This window comes from Stenotrophomonas maltophilia group sp. P373 (genome assembly GCF_053295075.1).
In genome coordinates this window covers 1469420-1487074 of record NZ_CM129994.1, presented here as the reverse complement: position 1 = coordinate 1487074, position 17655 = coordinate 1469420, and the positions used below count along the sequence as shown (strand labels likewise).

17 protein-coding genes are annotated in these 17655 nt (G+C 66.9%); 15 read left to right on the top strand and 2 right to left on the bottom strand.

Annotated elements, in window-relative coordinates; genetic code table 11:
* Positions 1 to 194 precede the first annotated feature (194 nt).
* A complete protein-coding gene (locus ACSYHF_RS06805; protein WP_005408797.1) occupies positions 195 to 896 on the bottom strand; it encodes an FKBP-type peptidyl-prolyl cis-trans isomerase N-terminal domain-containing protein in 702 nt (233 codons plus the stop codon).
* Between the two features lie 167 nt (positions 897 to 1063).
* Between ACSYHF_RS06805 and ACSYHF_RS06800 the strand changes: the two genes are divergently transcribed.
* The 15 genes from ACSYHF_RS06800 to rnt all read left to right on the top strand — a co-directional run bounded on the left by ACSYHF_RS06800 (position 1064) and on the right by rnt (position 14153).
* A complete protein-coding gene (locus ACSYHF_RS06800) occupies positions 1064 to 1846 on the top strand; it encodes an enoyl-CoA hydratase/isomerase family protein (protein ID WP_447576196.1) in 783 nt (260 codons plus the stop codon).
* Positions 1847 to 1850: 4 nt separating this feature from the next.
* Complete coding sequence (locus ACSYHF_RS06795) at positions 1851 to 2204, top strand: hypothetical protein (RefSeq protein ID WP_329888352.1); 354 nt, start codon at positions 1851 to 1853, stop codon at positions 2202 to 2204.
* Entirely contained in the window at positions 2204 to 2893 is a 690-nt protein-coding gene (gene nth, locus ACSYHF_RS06790; protein ID WP_053501078.1) for an endonuclease III, read from the top strand. Before ACSYHF_RS06795 ends, nth begins: the two co-directional genes overlap by 1 nt.
* A 196-nt stretch (positions 2894 to 3089) precedes the next feature.
* Positions 3090 to 4301, top strand: coding sequence for an OprO/OprP family phosphate-selective porin (locus ACSYHF_RS06785; RefSeq protein ID WP_049411264.1), 1212 nt, complete (start codon positions 3090 to 3092; stop codon positions 4299 to 4301).
* A gap of 222 nt (positions 4302 to 4523) precedes the next feature.
* Positions 4524 to 5540: a phosphate ABC transporter substrate-binding protein PstS gene (pstS, locus tag ACSYHF_RS06780; RefSeq protein ID WP_005415897.1), complete on the top strand. Its 1017-nt coding sequence runs from the start codon at positions 4524 to 4526 to the stop codon at positions 5538 to 5540.
* A gap of 408 nt (positions 5541 to 5948) precedes the next feature.
* Entirely contained in the window at positions 5949 to 7037 is a 1089-nt protein-coding gene (pstS, locus tag ACSYHF_RS06775) for a phosphate ABC transporter substrate-binding protein PstS (protein ID WP_005415896.1), read from the top strand.
* An 82-nt stretch (positions 7038 to 7119) separates the two neighbouring features.
* Positions 7120 to 8088, top strand: a complete 969-nt coding sequence (gene pstC / locus ACSYHF_RS06770; RefSeq protein ID WP_005415895.1) for a phosphate ABC transporter permease subunit PstC — start codon at positions 7120 to 7122, stop codon at positions 8086 to 8088.
* A complete protein-coding gene (gene pstA / locus ACSYHF_RS06765; protein ID WP_005415894.1) occupies positions 8088 to 8951 on the top strand; it encodes a phosphate ABC transporter permease PstA in 864 nt (287 codons plus the stop codon). Before pstC ends, pstA begins: the two co-directional genes overlap by 1 nt.
* A 19-nt stretch (positions 8952 to 8970) precedes the next feature.
* A complete protein-coding gene (gene pstB, locus ACSYHF_RS06760) occupies positions 8971 to 9801 on the top strand; it encodes a phosphate ABC transporter ATP-binding protein PstB (RefSeq protein WP_005408788.1) in 831 nt (276 codons plus the stop codon).
* A 76-nt stretch (positions 9802 to 9877) separates the two neighbouring features.
* Positions 9878 to 10585, top strand: a complete 708-nt coding sequence (gene phoU / locus ACSYHF_RS06755) for a phosphate signaling complex protein PhoU (RefSeq protein WP_005415893.1) — start codon at positions 9878 to 9880, stop codon at positions 10583 to 10585.
* A 238-nt stretch (positions 10586 to 10823) separates the two neighbouring features.
* The gene (locus ACSYHF_RS06750; RefSeq protein ID WP_005415892.1) at positions 10824 to 11177 is read left to right on the top strand and encodes a hypothetical protein; all 354 of its coding nucleotides are present in this window, start codon (positions 10824 to 10826) and stop codon (positions 11175 to 11177) included.
* Positions 11164 to 12039 (top strand): HvfB family MNIO-type RiPP peptide maturase, encoded by an 876-nt coding sequence (locus tag ACSYHF_RS06745; RefSeq protein ID WP_012479633.1) that lies wholly within the window; start codon positions 11164 to 11166, stop codon positions 12037 to 12039. The genes ACSYHF_RS06750 and ACSYHF_RS06745 overlap by 14 nt, the downstream gene beginning before the upstream one ends.
* The gene (locus ACSYHF_RS06740; RefSeq protein ID WP_197598929.1) at positions 12032 to 12787 is read left to right on the top strand and encodes an HvfC family RiPP maturation protein; all 756 of its coding nucleotides are present in this window, start codon (positions 12032 to 12034) and stop codon (positions 12785 to 12787) included. The genes ACSYHF_RS06745 and ACSYHF_RS06740 overlap by 8 nt, the downstream gene beginning before the upstream one ends.
* Positions 12788 to 12812: 25 nt before the next feature.
* Positions 12813 to 13334, top strand: a complete 522-nt coding sequence (locus ACSYHF_RS06735) for an HvfX family Cu-binding RiPP maturation protein (protein ID WP_197598930.1) — start codon at positions 12813 to 12815, stop codon at positions 13332 to 13334.
* A 234-nt stretch (positions 13335 to 13568) separates the two neighbouring features.
* Positions 13569 to 14153 carry a ribonuclease T gene (gene rnt / locus ACSYHF_RS06730; protein ID WP_005408782.1) on the top strand — a complete coding sequence of 195 codons (585 nt, stop codon included), beginning with the start codon at positions 13569 to 13571 and terminating at the stop codon, positions 14151 to 14153.
* Between the two features lie 411 nt (positions 14154 to 14564).
* Here the strand turns inward: rnt and ACSYHF_RS06725 are convergent, their stop codons facing one another.
* On the bottom strand, positions 14565 to 17591 hold the full coding sequence (locus tag ACSYHF_RS06725) for a two-component regulator propeller domain-containing protein (RefSeq protein ID WP_447576195.1): 3027 nt from the start codon (positions 17589 to 17591) through the stop codon (positions 14565 to 14567).
* Between the last annotated feature and the right edge of the window lie 64 nt (positions 17592 to 17655).

Genomic DNA, 17655 nt, shown 5'->3' with positions numbered 1-17655 from the left:
GCGATCGGGCTGAATTTGCGCGGGTGGCCCAGCCGGACGGTAGAGTCGACTGTCAGTCGACTCGCGCGCGCATCGCGGGCGTTTCCCCGATGTGACCCAAAAACAGTCGACTGACAGTCGACTCTACCGTCAGGGACTGCGCAAACAAAAACGCGCCGGTGGAATCACCGGCGCGTTTCGTTTGCTGCTTCGATTTACTTGACGCTGACCAGCTTGATCTCGAACTGCACAGCCACGTTCGGCGGGAACGGGGTGCGCGGATCGGCACCGTAGGCCTGGTCCGGCGGCAGGGTGACTTCCCACTTCGAGCCTGCCGGCATCTGCAGCAGGGTCTCGCGCATGGCCTTCATTTCGACTTCGCTGACCTTGATCGACGGGATCTGCTGGGCCGGGCGGGCTTCGGTCGGGCGCTGGCCGTACGGGAACGGACCGGCCACTTCCAGCTGCACAGTGCTGGCCTGGGTCGGCTTGGCACCCTTGCCGGCCTCGATCACGCGGTACTGGACGCCGCTCGGCAGGGACTGCACACCGGCCTTGGCCTTGTTCGCCGCGATGAACTGGTCGCTCTTGGTCTTGTTTTCGGCAGCCGCCTTTTCGTACTCGGCCTTGGCGGCCTGGGCACGGCCCTGCTCGCGCTTCTGGAACGCTTCAACGGCCGGCTTCAGCTGCTCGGCGGTGATCGCCGGCTGCTTCTTGGCGTAGGCATCCTGCAGGCCCTTCACCACCGAGTTGATGTCCAGCTGCTCACCACGACCGGTCAGCTCCGCCAGGTTGTTGCCGTAGTCGTAACCGAAGTAGTAGCTCAGCTTGCCCTTTTCGGACGAGACGTCCTGGGCGAAGGCATTGCCCGTCAGGGCCAGGGCCGCGACGGCGACCGCGATAGAACGCAACTTCATCAAACAGTTCTCCAGGGGTGGTAACTCAGGGACGTTCTGCGCCGCCCTGAGGCGACGGGTTAGGATAACGGGCGCAACGTGTAACCGCTACTCACGATGCAGGCTATGACCCATCTGCGTTTCCAGAGTTCAATATCACTTTTTTTTAACGTTCCAGGAGTTTCCCCGTGGCCGATGCCCTGATCGCTGTCGCTGACGACGGCGCCATCCGCACCGTGACCGTCCAGCGCCCGGACAAGCTCAATGCCCTCAACGCCGCGACCCTGCAGGCCCTGGCCGATGCCTTCAGCGACGCCGTCGCCGATCCGGAGGTGCGCGTCGTGATATTGACCGGGGCGGGCCCCAAGGCGTTCGTGGCCGGTGCCGACATCGCGGAAATGAACACTCTCAGCGCCGTTCAGGGACGTGATTTCTCGCTGCTGGGCCAGGCGCTGATGCGCCAGATCGAACGCATGCCCAAACCGGTCATCGCACGCGTGAATGGTTTCGCACTGGGCGGTGGCCTGGAACTGGCGATGGCCTGCCACCTGCGCATCGCCGCAGATACCGCCAAGGTCGGCCAACCGGAAATCAACCTCGGCCTGATTCCCGGCTTCGGCGGCAGCCAGCGCCTGCTGCGCCTGTGCGGCCGCGCCGCCACCCTGGAGCTGTGCCTGCTGGGGGCGCCGATCAACGCCGCGCGTGCGCTGGAACTTGGCATCGTCAACGAAGTCGTGCCGGCCGACGCGCTGGACAACCGGGTGCAGGACGTCGCCCGCCAGCTGGCACGCTCGGCCCCGCTGGCCCTGCGTGGCCTGCTCGACGCGGTGCACGTGGGCGGCGAATGCAGCCTGGAGGCCGGGCTGGAATACGAAAGTGCGCAGTTCGGCCTGCTGTTCGCCACCGAGGACATGCGCGAAGGCACCAGCGCCTTCCTGCAACGCCGCGCGCCGGCCTTCCAGAACCGCTGACGCCATGGCATCCCGACCCAACCCCGCGCAGTTGTTCTCCCGGGTCCAGGCAGACGATCTCGATGGTGCCCTGCAGGCCGGGCTGATGGACTACATCGTCCGTGCCGGCGACGACCGGTTGCTGCCTGACCACCCCGACCTTCCGCAACGCCTGTGCCAGGCCCAGCAGCAACTGCGCGCGGCCTGGGCTGCACGCGAACGCTACCGTGCCCGTGCGGTGCGCCTGGCCCGCCGCGAGGCCGAGCGCGATGCACGTCGCACCCCGGCACCAGCCCCGGACGTGAAGCCCGCCCTGCCCGCTGCGGCAGCCGCGATTCTGGCCCGGGCCAAGGCCCGCGCCAGTGGCAAGGAACAGTAATGGCCACCACGAAAAAGACCGCACGCGCCCCGGCGCGGCGTGGCGGCACGATGCCACGCGCCGACGTGGTGGAGATGTTCACCCGCCTGCGCGAACTCAACCCGCACCCGAAGACCGAACTGGAGTACAGCTCGCCGTTCGAGCTGCTGGTGGCGGTGGCGTTGTCGGCGCAGGCCACCGACGTCGGCGTCAACAAGGCCACGCGCCGCCTGTTCCCGGTCGCCAACACGCCGGCGAAGATCCTTGCGCTCGGCGAGGATGGCTTGAAGCAGTACATCGCCACCATCGGGCTGTTCAACGCCAAGGCAAAGAACGTGATCGCCACCTGCGCGATCCTGCTGGAGAAGCATGGCGGTGAAGTGCCGCGCGATCGCGAAGCGCTGGAAGCGCTGCCGGGTGTCGGGCGCAAGACCGCCAACGTGGTGCTCAACACCGCATTCGGCGAGCCGGTGATGGCGGTGGACACGCATATCTTCCGCGTCGCCAACCGCACAGGACTGGCGCCGGGCAGGAACGTGCGCGAAGTGGAAGACAAGCTGGTGAAGGTGATCCCGGCCGAGTTCCTGCTCGACGCGCATCACTGGCTGATCCTGCACGGACGTTATGTGTGCAAGGCGCGCAAGCCGGATTGCCCGGGCTGCGTGATCGCCGACCTGTGCCGGTTCAAGGAAAAGACCACGGCCGAGTGACGGCAGCATCCACGCAGGGCGTGGCTCTACTGCAACCGGGTCGCAATCCGGGCGTCATACGCAAGCGGTTTCAATGGCAGGCCCTGCCGTGACGGGGCCTGCGGCGGATGTCTGCCGCGCGTGAACTGTCACATTTACGCAATCTTTACCTTCTAGCCTGCGCGCATCTTCCCACCTGCCTGCAAGGCTCCTCTCCATGAAACTGCATCACCAACTCCTGACGGTGGCCGTGGCTGCTGCGCTGTACGTGCCGGCTGCACACGCCGAAGTCGCCATCGACGTGATCGGCGGTTCGGAAATCACCTTCGAAGGCCTGGTCCAGGCCGACGGCAACTGGTTCCACAACGATGTGGTCGACCTCAACGGTGGCGACGCCGGCAACGGCAAGAACAGCGAATTCGAACTGCGTCGCGCCGAGCTGGTGCTGAAGGGCAAGGGCCCGGGCAACGTGGAGTGGGTGGTCGGCTATGACGCCAAGGCCGACAAGTTCCTCGACACCAACGTGAAGTACAAGCTGCTGGGCAACGCCAACCACTTCCTGCAGCTGGGCCAGTTCAAGCAGCCCAACAGCCTGGAAGAGCTGTCCAGCACCAAGAACAACGATTTCATTTCCAAGGCAGCGGTCACCAATACCTATGCCATCGCCCGCCGCCTGGGCGGCGCGTACAGCTACGGCCAGGACAACTGGTCGGTGACCGCCAGCGCCTTCGGCCGCGAGCTGACCCGCAACCTGGCCCACGGCAGCGGCTACGGCGCGCGTGGCACCTGGGCCCCGATCAATGAAAAGGGCCAGGTCCTGCACTTCGGTCTGAGCTACGTCAACTACGACGCCGACGCCGACACCCTGCGCGTGCGTGCGCGTCCGAATGCCGACCTCGCCACTGCCCGCCTGGTTGACAGCGGCAACCTGACCGACACCGATCGCGTCAGCACCATCGGTGCCGAAGCGATGTACTTCCAGGGTCCCTTCAAGGCCCAGGCCGAGTACTACACCAGCAAGGCCAAGCGCTACGACCACGACAACTACACCAGCGACGGCTACTACATCAGCGGCGTGTGGAACGTCACCGGCGAGACCTGGAGCTACAAGGGCGGCACTCCGGGCACCGGCCTGCCGAACAACCCGGCCGGCGGCCAGTGGCAGCTGGGCGTGCGCTACGACCACATGGACCTCAATGACGGCAACCTCGCCGCCAATCCGGTCGCCGGTCGCCCGCCGATCGTCGATGGCGTGCTGGGCGGCAAGATGGACATCTGGACCGTGGGCGCCAACTGGTACCTGCGTTCCAACTTCAAGCTGATGCTCAACTACGTGATGGTCGACAGCAAGAAGTACAGCTCCACGGCGCGCGGTTTCGTCAACGACGATCCCAACATCCTGGAAGCCCGCGCGCAGTTCTTCTGGTAAGCCCAGCCACCTGCGTTGAACCGCGAAGGCACGGCCCCGGCCGTGCCTTCGTCGTTGCAGCGATACCCGTGCCGTGCTGCCGGCACAGCGGACGCGACATCCCTCATGACGCGTGTCACGCCCGCGTCATATGACAGACGCGGACGTGTCACGCAATCGTTATGGAATGTGCACCGAAACGTCGGGCAACCGCCCTTCGACCACCACCCCAGGAGTCTCCCCGTGATCCACGCCTTCAAATCGCGCGCCGCTGTCGCCATCCTGGCTGCATCGTCCGTGTTCGCCGCCAACGCCGCCGACATCACCGGCGCGGGCGCATCGTTCATCTACCCGGTCATGTCCAAGTGGTCGGCCGACTACAGCGCCGCAACCGGCAACAAGGTCAACTACCAGTCCATCGGTTCCGGCGGCGGCATTGCCCAGATCAAGGCCAAGACCGTTGATTTCGGCTCTTCCGATGCGCCGCTGAAGCCGGAAGACCTGGCTGCTGCAGGCCTGGCGCAGTTCCCGTCGGTGATCGGTGGCGTGGTGCCGGTGGTCAACGTGGCCGGCATCGCCCCGGGCGCCCTGAAGCTGGACGGCGCCGTGCTGGCCAACATCTTCCTGGGCAAGATCAAGACCTGGAACGACCCGGCCATCGCCGCACTGAACCCGGGCGTGACCCTGCCGAACGCCAAGGTCACCGTCGTGCATCGTTCGGACGGCTCGGGTACCACCTTCAACTTCGTCAACTACCTGTCCAAGGTCAGCCCGGAGTGGAAGAGCTCGGTCGGTGAAGGCACCTCGGTGCAGTGGCCGGCCGGCATCGGCGGCAAGGGCAACGAAGGTGTTGCCGCCTACGTGAAGCAGATCAAGGGCGGCATCGGCTATGTCGAACTGTCCTACGCGCTGCAGAACAAGCTCTCCTACACCGCGATGAAGAATGCCGCCGGCAAGTTCGTGCAGCCGAGCGACACCTCGTTCGCTGCCGCCGCTGCCAGCGCCGACTGGGCCAACGCCCGCGACTTCTACCTGGTGATGACCAATGCGCCGGGCGCCGAGTCCTGGCCGATCACCGCCACCAACTTCATCCTGGTGCAGAAGACGCCGAAGAATGCTGCCAATGGCAAGGCGACCCAGGAGTTCTTCCGCTGGGTCTACAAGAACGGCGACGCCCAGGCCCGCCAGCTGGACTACGTGCCGCTGCCGGACAGCCTGGTCCGCCAGATCGAGACCTACTGGTCGCAGAACCTGAAGTAAGCGCGTTCCCCCGCAGGAACGGGGGCGGCGGGTCCTCTCTCCCCCGCCGCTCCCACCCGGGCGCGAGATCCTCGAGATCTCGCGCTCTTCTTGTTTTCGGGGATGCACCTGCCCCTGTAGAGCCGAGCCGACGCTCGGCTGCGCTCTGGAGCGTGCGGACCGACGGTCCGCACCTACCGTGGGCAAGGAGCTGTCGCGCATTGACGCTGCAAGGACCAAGCCGCCGTCATATCGGTGCGCAGATCCGGGGTTTCCGGGCCCCGGCCGGATCGGCGCCAGCCCTGTGAAAGCCTTGTCAGAACGTGATCCTCGACACCTCTGTCATGGTCGTAATACGGCTGTAACAAAAACATCATTTCATAGCCGCATCCGCCGACCACGTCGGCTCTTCCCCGCTATGGAGTGACCATGAAACTGCACTCGGCCGGCCTTGCCGCCCTTTCCCTGGCCATCGCCCTGGGCCTGTCGGCCTGCGGTGGCGACAAGCAGGCCGCGCAGCAGCCGGCTGCCGGCGCTGCCGCTGCCCCCGCCGCTGCCGGTGCCAAGGTGACCGCCGAAGTGTCCGGCGCGGGCGCGTCCTTCATCTTCCCGCTGGTCTCCAAGTGGTCGGCTGACTACAACGCCAGCACCGGCGCCAAGATCAACTACCAGTCGATCGGCTCCGGCGGCGGCATCGCCCAGATCAAGGCCGGCACCGTCGATTTCGGTTCGTCCGACAAGCCGCTGAGCAGCGAGGAGCTGGCCCAGGCCGGCCTGGCGCAGTTCCCGTCGGCCATCGGCGGCGTGGTGCCGGTGGTCAACATCGAAGGCCTGGAAGCCGGCAAGCTGCGCCTGAGCGGCGCCCTGCTGGCCGACATCTTCCTGGGCAAGGTCAAGACCTGGAACGACCCGGCGATCGTCGCCGCCAACCCGGGCGTGAAGCTGCCGGACGGCAAGATCACCCTGGTCCACCGTTCGGATGGTTCGGGCACCACCTTCAACTTCTCCAACTACCTGTCCAAGGTCAGCCCGGAGTGGAAGAGCAAGGTCGGTGAAGGCACCTCGGTGCAGTGGCCGGACGGCGTCGGTGGCAAGGGCAATGAAGGCGTTGCGTCCTACGTGAAGCAGATCAAGGGCTCGATCGGCTACGTCGAACTGGCTTATGCCCTGCAGAACGGCATGCCGTATACCGCCATGCAGAACGCCGCCGGCAACTGGGTCGAGCCGAGCGCGGAAACCTTCGCCGCTGCGGCCGCCAGCGCCGACTGGGCCAGCGCCAAGGACTTCAACCTGGTCATCACCAACGCCCCGGGCGAGCAGGCGTGGCCGATCACCGCAACCAACTTCATGCTGATGCAGAAGCAGCCGAAGGACGCCAAGCGCAACCAGGACACCCTGGCCTTCTTCAAGTGGGCCTTCGAGAACGGCCAGGCCCAGGCCAACGAGCTGCACTACGTGCCGCTGCCGGCTGAACTGGTCAAGCAGATCGAGGCCTACTGGGCGACCGACCTGAAGTGATGGACCCGACGGTGCCCGCCCCGCGCGGGCACCGCTTGTTCCACGCCGTGCCGCCCCGCCCCTTCCTGGCCCAGCCGTCCCCATGAATGCCATCGCCCAGCCTGTAGCCGCCCCGTCCACGCGTGATACGCGTGATGCCCGCAACGACAAACTGTTCCGATGGGTGCTGGTCGGCACCGTCATCTTCGTCCTGATTGCCCTGGCCTGCGCCGCGCTGTCGATGCTGTGGGGCGGTCGCCATGCCCTGCAGATGCAGGGGCTGAGCTTCTTCTTCTCCGCCGACTGGAATCCGGTCGAAAACAAGTTCGGCGCCCTGGCTCCGATCTACGGCACCCTGGTCACCGCCGTCATCGCGATGATCATCGCCGTGCCGGTCAGCTTCGGCATCGCCTTCTTCCTCACCGAAGTCGCGCCGCGCTGGCTGCGTGGCCCGGTCGGTACCGCCATCGAACTGCTGGCCGGCATCCCCTCGATCATCTACGGCATGTGGGGCCTGTTCGTGCTGGTGCCAGTGATGACCGAGTACGTCACCCCGTTCCTCAACGAGACCTTGGGCGAGTGGCCGGTCATCGGCCCGATGTTCCAGGGCCCGCCGCTGGGCATCGGCATGCTCACCGCCGGTTTCGTGCTGGCCATCATGGTCATTCCGTTCATTTCCTCGGTGATGCGCGAGGTGTTCCTGACCGTGCCCACCCGCCTGAAGGAATCGGCCTACGCGTTGGGCTCCACCAAGTGGGAAGTGAGCTGGGACATCGTCCTGCCCTACACCCGTTCGGCGGTCATCGGCGGCATCTTCCTCGGCCTGGGCCGCGCGCTGGGCGAAACGATGGCGGTGGCCTTCGTGATCGGCAACAGCGTGCGCCTGTCGCCGTCGCTGCTGGAACCGGGCACCACCATCGCCGCGCTGATCGCCAATGATTTCGGCGAAGCCACTGAAACCTACCGTTCGGCCCTGCTGCTGCTCGGCTTCGTCCTCTTCATCGTCACCTTCGTGGTGCTGGCCATCGCCCGCCTGATGCTGATGCGCCTGTCCCGCAAGGAGGGCAACTGATGTCCACCACCGCTGATTCGCTGTACCTGCGCCGCCGCATCGGCAACGTCGTTGCGATCACTGCGTCCTGCGCCACCGCCCTGTTCGGCCTGTTCTTCCTGGGCTGGATCCTGTTCACCCTGGCGGCCAAGGGCCTGGCCGGCATCAACTGGGATCTGTTCACCAAGATGACCCCGCCGCCGATGCAGGACGGCGGCCTCGCCAACGCCTTCTTCGGCAGTGCCGTGATGTGTGCACTGGCCATCGGCATCGGCACCCCGCTGGGCGTGCTGGCCGGTACCTGGCTGGCCGAGTATGGCAACGCCCGCAAGGCCGGCACCGTGGTCCGCTTCGTCAACGACATCCTGCTGTCGGCGCCGTCCATCGTGCTGGGCCTGTTCGTCTACACGCTGTACGTGATGCAGACCGGGGGCAACTTCTCGGCATTCGCCGGCGCCCTGTCGCTGGCCTTCATCGTGCTGCCGGTGGTGGTACGCACCACCGACGAAATGCTGCGCCTGGTGCCCTCGCAGATGCGCGAAGCGGCCCTGTCGCTGGGCATCCCGCAGTGGAAGGTGATCGTGCAGGTGCTGTACCGCAGTGCCTCCGCCGGCATCATCACCGGCATCCTGCTGGCGCTGGCCCGCATTTCCGGCGAGACCGCACCGCTGCTGTTCACCGCCTTCGGCAACCAGTACTGGAACAACAACATCTTCCAGCCGATGGCTTCGGTGCCGGTGGTGATGAACCAGTTCGCCGGCAGCCCGTATGAATCCTGGCAGGTACTGGCCTGGGCCGGTGCCCTGGTGCTGACTGTCTTCGTGCTGCTGGTCAGCCTTGCCGCCCGCGGCATCCTGCTGCGCAACCGTATCTCCCATGACTGACCTTTCCGTGGATAACGCCATGAACGACCTTTCCAACGCCGTGCCGATGCAGCGCATCGCCGTGCCGTCCTCGCACGAGAGCCTGCACACGCCGTCGCCGGTGAAGCTGGCTGCGCGTGGACTGGACTTCTACTACGACAAGTTCCACGCCCTGAAGGGCATCAACCTGGAAATCCCGGAAAAGCGCGTGACCGCGCTGATCGGTCCCTCCGGTTGCGGCAAGTCCACGCTGCTGCGCATCTTCAACCGCATCTATGCGCTGTACCCGAAGCTGGAGGCGCGCGGTGAAGTGCTGCTGGACGGCGAGAACATCCTGTCGCCGAAGTACCCGATGAACCGCCTGCGCAGCAAGGTCGGCATGGTGTTCCAGAAGCCGGTGCCGTTCCCGATGACCATCTTCGAGAACGTGGCCTACGGCATCCGCCACCACGAGAAGCTGAGCAAGGCCGATATGGCCGACCGCGTCGAGCAGGCGCTGCGCCAGGGCGCGCTGTGGGACGAAGTGAAGGACAAGCTGGGGCAGAGCGCACTGGGCCTGTCCGGTGGCCAGCAGCAGCGCCTGTGCATCGCCCGTGCCGTCGCCCTGCGCCCGTCGGTGCTGCTGCTGGACGAGCCGACCTCGGCGCTGGACCCGATCTCGACCAGCCGCATCGAGCAGCTGGTGGAAGAACTCAAGCACGAGTACACGATCGTGATCGTCACCCACAACATGCAGCAGGCTGCGCGCGTGTCCGACTACACCGCCTTCATGTACCTGGGCGACCTGATCGAGCACGACCGCACCGAAGTGATCTTCTCGCAGCCGTCGCAGCGGCAGACCGAGGACTACATCACCGGTCGCTTCGGCTGAAACGTCAGTCGAGCGTGGCTCGACTCAACAGACAACGGCAGCCAGGCATGGCCTGGCTCTACCTGGATTGCACACCATGAACCTTCCCAACGACCACATCGTCAAGAGCTACGACGAGGAGCAGCAGCGCCTGGTGGCCGAAATCGTGCGCATGGGCGAGATGGCCGTCGCCCAGCTCGAAGCGGCGATGGACGTGATCGAGAAGCGCGACGAGAACGCCGCCCATCGCATCATCGCCAACGACGAAGCGATCGACGCGCTTGAGCAGCAGATCAGCCACGACGTGATGCGCCTGGCGCTGCGTGGGCCGATGGCGCGCGACCTGCGCGAGATCCTGGCTGGCCTGCGCATCCCGGCCGACATCGAGCGCATCGGCGACTATGCAGCGAACGTGGCCAAGCGCTCGATCGCGCTGGGCAAGGTGCCGCCGCTGCCGCAGATCCAGGGCCTGCGCGCGCTGGGCCGCCTGGCCGCGCAGCAGGTGCGCCGTGCCATCGCCGCCTACCGCGACAACGATGCCGAGGCCGCGCTGGCACTGCGCGAGGACGACGCCCGCCTGGACGCCCAGTACACCGCGCTGTTCCGCGAGCTGCTCACCTACATGATGGAAGACCCGCGCAACATCACCCCGTGCACCCACCTGCTGTTCATGGCCAAGAACCTGGAGCGCGTGGGCGATCACGCCACCAACATCGCCGAGAACGTGTGGTTCCTGGTGCACGGCGAGCAGCCGCTGCCACCGCGTGAAAAGCGCGACGAGACCTCCAGCACCGGCCAGCCCTGACGCTGCACTGCAACACCGGAGTCGACTCCAAGGTGGCCGCTGTCCTGTGACAGCGGCCTTTCTTTTTTTGCGGTGTTCCACCCGCGTTGTGGGCGCCGTGCTTGCCCGGCGCAGACCTTCCGGATGCTTCTGTAACAAATCTCACGAAAATTTGAGTTCTTGGCGAGGATTCGTTGAGTAGGATCGCTGCACCATCGATTCACCCCGGGCACCTGCCCACCACCCAGGAGTAAGACCGATGAGCAGTTCCAACAAGACCCTGTCCCTGCTGACCGCTACCGCCCTGGCCGCCGGCCTGGGCATGACCGCCAGTGCCTCGGCCCTGAGCATGAGCGACCTCGCCCAGGGCTACCTGGTGGCCGGCCAGGCGGCCAAGGCCAGCACCGATGCCAAAGCCGCCGATAACAAGATGGCCGCTGACGCGACCAAGCACGCCGAAGGCAAGTGCGGCGCCGACGGCAAGAGCGGCGAAGGCAAGTGCGGTGCCGACAAGGGCAAGGCTGCCGGCGCAGCGGGCGCCAAGGCCAAGGCCGGCGACACGAAGTCGGCTGAAGGCAAGTGCGGCGAAGGCAAGTGCGGTGGCAAGCACTGACGCCCGCGCCAGCCTCGTCCACCCGCGGTCGCCGCTTCGTGCGGCGGCCGCCGGGTTGGGCCTGCGCCGGGCGCTGCTGCAGGACCTGCGTGACGCGCCGGAAGGCGACTTCGACTTCCTCGAATGCGCACCGGAGAACTGGATCCATGTCGGCGGCCCCGCCGGTGATGCCCTGGCCGAACTGGCGCAGCGCCATCCGCTGAGCTGCCACGGCCTGTCGCTGTCGCTGGGCGGCAGTGCACCGCTGGATACCCAGCTGCTGGAACAGGTCGGCCGGTTCCTCGAAAAGCACCGCGTGCCGCTGTACAGCGAGCACCTCAGCTACTGCAGCGACGACGGCCACCTGTACGACCTGCTGCCGATTCCCTTTACCGACGAAGCCGTGCGCCATACCGCGCAGCGCATCAGCCGCGTGCAGGACCTGCTGGGCCGTCGCATCGCAGTGGAGAACGTGTCCTACTACCTGGCACCCGCGCCGGCGATGGACGAACTGGCCTTCACCAATGCCGTGCTTGCCGAAGCCGACTGCGACCTGCTGCTGGACGTCAACAATGTCTACGTCAACGCCTGCAACCACGGCTACGATGCCGATGCCTTCATCGCCGGCCTGCCTGCACGGCGCATCGTCTGCCTGCACGTGGCCGGGCACCTGGACGAGGCACCCGACCTGAAGATCGATACCCACGGCAGCGCGGTGATCGATCCGGTCTGGGCGCTGCTGGCGCGTACCTATGCACGCATCGGCCCGCGCCCCACCCTGCTCGAACGCGATTTCAATTTCCCGCCCTATGCAGAACTGCAGGGCGAACTGCAGACCATCCGCCGCCTGCAGGCCACACATGCCGGGGCGGCACATGGCTGATTCCGCCGACACCCTGCGCGCGCAGCAGCACGCCTTCACCGCGCACCTGCGCAACCCGCAGGCGGTACCCGCACCGGCCGGACTGGAGCCACGCCGGGTCGCGGTATATCGGCACCTGCTGTTCAACAACCTGCTCGGCCTGTTGAGCAACGGTTTCCCGGTCTGCGTGCGCCTGCTTGGCGAACCGGCCTGGAGCGCCCTGGTGCGCCACTACTTCGCCACCCATCGCTGCCAGACACCGCTGTTCACCGAACTGGCCGCCGAGTTCGTGCAGTGGCTGCAGGCGCAGCCGCAGCTGCCGCACCCGGCGCTGGCCGAACTGGCCCACTACGAGTGGGTGGAAACCGCGCTGTACCAGCTGCAGGCCGAACCGCTTCCTGCGCCTGACGATACTGATCCACTTCGGGTGCCGCTGCGGCGTTCGCCGCTGGCGTGGCCGCTGCTGTACCAATGGCCGGTGCACCGTCTCGGTGCAGAGGATGCGCCGACCCAGCCCCTTCCAGAACCCACCGGCCTTCTGGTCCGCCGCGAAGCCGACGGTGAAGTGCGATTCGCCGCGCTCAGCCCGCTGGCGGTACACCTGCTGGCGAGCATCGGCGAACGGCCCGGCCTGGAAGGACAGACGTACCTGCAGCAGCTGGCCACCTCGCACGGGCTGGCCGAGGACGTACTGGCCGAGCCCGGTGCCGCACTGCTGCTGCAGTTCCTGCAGGCCGGCGTGATCGGCCCGCTCGCCCCCCCGCCCTGACGACTCTTCCACTGGAGATCCAACGATGAACCTGCCGCTCCTGGCCGCCGCGCGCGGCCGGCTGGACCGTCTCGCCCCCTGGTTGGCGCCGCTGGGCCTGCGCGTGCTGCTGGCCTGGGAATACTTCGAATCCGGCCGTGAGAAGCTGCACGGCCAGAACTGGTTCGCCGACCTGCAGGGCGCCTTCCCGTTCCCGTTCAACCAACTGCCTGCTGCCCTGAACTGGCAGCTGGCCACCTGGTTCGAACTGGTCGGCGCGGCCTGCCTGCTGTTTGGTTTCGTTACCCGTTTCGCCGCCGCCAGCCTGCTGGTGCTGACCGTGGTGGCGACCTATGCGGTGCATTGGCCGATGCAATGGAATTCGCTGGGTGACCTCGCGATGGGGTATGCCATCAGCGACCAGGGCTACGGCAACTTCAAGCTGCCGGTGCTGTTCATGGCCATGCTGCTGCCGTTGATCTTCACTGGCGCCGGCAAGCTGAGCGTGGACGCCTGGTTGGCCCGGTGGCAGCCATCGGTCACGACGGCACGGCCTGCGTTGCGCTAGATGCCGACCGTGGTTGGCGCGCCGTGTGCCAACCAAGGTTGGCACCTACCGGAATCCAGAGCGTGCGGTGCCCGGTAGGTGTCGACCTTGGTCGACACACGCCCACGCAGGGAGCCCATGCACAGAAAGCTGGCCGGGCGCTCAGGGTCGCTCTGCTAGAATTCACGCATGACTGACTCCCCCTCCGCACCTGCCGCCGCTCCCGATTCCGCAGTACCCCAGGCGCAGCGCGCGATGTCACAACGCTTCCGCGGCTTCCTGCCGGTGGTGGTGGATGTGGAAACCGGCGGCTTCGACAGCCAGCGCAATGCGCTGCTGGAAATCGCTGCGGTGCCGATCGAGATGGACGAGAACGGCCTGCTCTACCCCGGCCAGACCGCCAGTGCCCACGTGGTCCCGGCCGAGGGCCTGGAGATCGACCCGAAGTCGCTGGAAGTGACCGGCATCATCCTCGACCACCCGTTCCGGCTGGCCAAGGAAGAAAAAGCGGCGTTGGACCACATCTTCACTCCGGTGCGTGCGGCGATGAAGAAGTACGGCTGCCAGCGCGCGATCCTGGTGGGCCACAACGCCCATTTCGACCTCGGCTTCGTCAACGCGGCCGTGGCCCGCACCGGCCACAAGCGCAACCCGTTCCACCCGTTCAGCGTGTTCGACACGGTCACCCTGGCCGGTATCGCCTACGGCCAGACCGTGCTGGCGCGTGCGGCCACCGCCGCCGGGCTGGGTTGGGATGCCAACGAGGCACACAGCGCGGTGTATGACACCGAGCAGACCGCGCGGCTGTTCTGCACCATCGCCAACGCCTGGCCGCGCTAACGCAGCCAACGGCGGAGCCCCTCGTGGCGGGCTGACAGCGATTCCTGGTAGGGCCGGGCGGGTGGACTGCGCAGGGGACGCTGCAAGTACGTCCCTGTAGCTCGGTCGCCGCTTGCTCGTGTGCGCTGTCCTGCGCACACGGCAAGACCGGGGTTGGGCATCCGGCCCAACCCGCCCGAGGCATGCCTCAGGCCCATGCGGCTCACGCCCCTGCGCAGCCCACCCGCCCGGCCACGGACAGTTTCCAGCGAGCACCACGGAAAGATCAGAAAAAGCGGGAGCAACAGCGGGTCGCTGCGCTCGTTGGGGGCTGCCGCTTACTGGGTCACTTCTCTGGTGGGTGCCGACCGTTGGTCGGCACCCCCGGGTGGTACGACAACACCAGTAGATCCACGCCATGCGTGGATGCGATCAACCAATACTCGTGCGATCGCGGCCGTCGCTCTTGGCACGGTACAGCGCGCGGTCGGCGCGCTGGTACAGCAGCGCCGGGGTGCGGTCGTCGGCATCCAGCTCTACCAGGCCCGCACTGAAGGTCACACGCAGGCCCGCCACGCCGGCCCAATCGGGATGGTCATGGAACAGGCCACGCAGGCGCGCGCACAGCTGTGCGGCTTCCTCCAGGCGGGTGTCGTTGAGCAGCAGCGCGAACTCTTCGCCGCCGGTGCGCGCCGGCAGGTCGGAGTCGCGGCAGGCCGCTGCGATCAATGACGCCACCTGCACCAGCACGGCATCGCCGATGCTGTGGCTGTGGCGGTCGTTGACCTCCTTGAAGTGATCGATGTCGAGCACCACCAGGCACAGCGGATGACCACTGCGCTGGGACCGGGCGAAGTCACGCGCCAACGTTTCGTCGAAGGCGCGGCGATTGGCCAGGCCGGTCAGCACATCCTCGCGGGCCTGGCGCTCGAAGGCTTCGGCCTGGCGCGCCAGGCGCTCGGCCAGTTCGGTCTTTTCCTGGTTCAGCGCCTGCAGGTGCACCGTCTTGGCCTGCAGGTCGAAGGTCGCTTCGTCCACCCGCCGTGCCAGGCGCAGGTTGCTGGCCTTCAGCTGCTGCAGCAGCAGCCGGTACAGCGCCACAAGTCCAGCCAGCAGCAGCATTCCCGCCAGCACCTGCACGCTGCGGCGCTGCCACCAGAACGGTTCCACGGTGAAGCTCCACACCGCCTCCTGTTGGCCCCAGCTGCCGCCGGGATGGGCGGCCGCCACATGCAGGGTGTAGTCGCCCGGCGGCAGGCCGACGAACTCGACGCTGCGCTGCGGGCCGCGCTCGACCCAGCCGGCATCCAGCCCGTCCAGCCGCGTGCGGTAGCGGATCCGGTCGGACATCAGATAGCTCAGGCCGACATAGCTCACCGCCAACCGGCGCCCCCCGGGAATATGGTTGCGATCTCGCCCTTCCCAATGCACCGGCGCGCCATCCACCTGCACGCTCTCGATCGCGGCCGGCGGCGATGGCCGCTCGCGGAAACGCTGCAGGCGCTGCGGGTCGACCGTGCTCAGGCCGCCTGCGGTGACCACCCAGAACGTGCCGTCCTGGCGCAGGATCGCCGATGGGCTGGAGCTGCCGTTGGCCTGTGCATTGGCCATGCCGTCGATCTCGTTGTAACGCTCCCCCCCCACCCGCGGCGTGCGGCCATCGGCCACGGCGTTGAGGGTGGCCATATCGGTGCGCAACACGCCGCGATTGCTGCTGATCCACACATTGCCAAGGCGATCCGGCACCAGCTGGAACACCGCATCCACCGGCATGCCCTGCTCCAGGCCGACCCGCGCCAGCGCACCGTTGCGCCAACGGTACAGGCCACGATCACTGCTGATCCACATCGCGTCGCCCAGCTGGTGGAAGCCGAACACGCTGCGGCCACCGCCCAGCGGCGCCAGGTCGATCGACTGCACGTGGTCGCCGCGCAGCACGCGGATGCCTTCGATGGTGCCGATCCACAGGTTGCCCTGATGGTCATGCTCAAGCGCGGTGATCAGGCCGCCGGGCATGCCCGGCACGTTCGAGACCTGCACATGGTCGCCGTCGATGCGCACCACGCCCTTCTGCGTGCCGGCCCAGACCACGCCCTGGGAATCAACGCTGATCGCACGGATGTTGCCACCCGGCATGCCGTCGGCTGCCGCGTAGTTGTGGCGCAGGTGGCCGTCACGGCCGAGCCGGTAGACCCCATCGCCGAAGGTTCCGACCCACAGGTCACCGTCCGGCCCCTGTGCCAGGCTCAGCACCGAAGGTGCCTTGCCGCCGCGGTTGTGCAGCGGCATCGCCCGGAAACGGCCGTCCGCGGTCCGCATGTCAAGCCCGCTGGCGCTGCCGACCCACAGCTGGCGATCGCGATCCTCGAATACCGTGCGCACGTAATCGCCACTGAGCCCATCGCGCTCGGTGTAGCTGCTGAACAGTGTTTCGCGCAGGCGATAGAGCCCGCCGTTGGCGCCCACCCAGATGCTGCCTTCGGCATCCTCGCGCAGGCTGACCACGCGTCCGCCCGGCAGGTTCAGACCGGCCGGCAGTCGCTCCAGGCCATGTGCGGAGATGCGCAGCAGGCCCTGGTTCTCGGTGCCCAGCCACAGGTCACCGTGCCGGTCCTGCAGCATCGAGGTCATGTGCAGCTGGCCCGGCAGGCGGTGCACCAGCACCAGCTGGTCGTCCTCCACCCGGTACAGGCGCTCACCGGCGACGATCCACAACGCGCCATCCGGCGCACGGTAGGGCCACGACAGGCCACTGCCGGCACCCAGCCCCCATGCGGCGGGGGCGCGCTTGAGCACGCCATCGTTGTCGCGCAGCACCAGCCCGTCCAGCGTACCGACCCAGACCCGGTCCTGCGCATCGACCACCAGCCTGGTGAAGCTCATCGCCATCGGCAGGTCCGCCGCCGGCGCTTGGTAGACAATGCCGCTGTCCGGCGTCAGGTAGCCGATGCCCTTGCCTTCGTACAGCAGCCACAGCCGCCCCTGGCTGTCCATCTGCATGGACTGGATCAGCACCTGCGGCGTATCGGCCTGGTGCTCCCACACCCGCCATTGGCCATCACTGCCACGGTGGCTGACGTTGCCGCGCGAATCACTGATCCACAGTCCGCCCTGGCGGTCGACGAACAGGGCGCCGATGCCGTTGTCGCGCAGGCCCGGGCGCGTGCTGCGGTCGAACACGGTGAAATCCAGGCCGTTGTAGCGCACCAGCCCTTCCCAGGTGGCGAACCAGAGATGGCCTTCCGGCGTCTGCGCGATGTCGCGCAGCGAGTTGTGCGGCAGGCCGTTGCGCGAGGTCCATACATCGATGGCGTAGTCGCGCAGCGGGGGCGCGCCTTCCTGCGCAGCCAACGGCAGCGCAAGGGCCAGCAGCAGCCACAACAGGCCCTGCCGCAGTGCCCGCCTGAATCCTGATGCGCGGCGCTCCACCCAGCGCCTCTTGTCCCCCTGCCCGCCCATCACCGCAGCGGCGGCGGCCAGGTGCGGCTGCAGGACGCGGCAGCGTGCGGGAACAGCCGGGCAG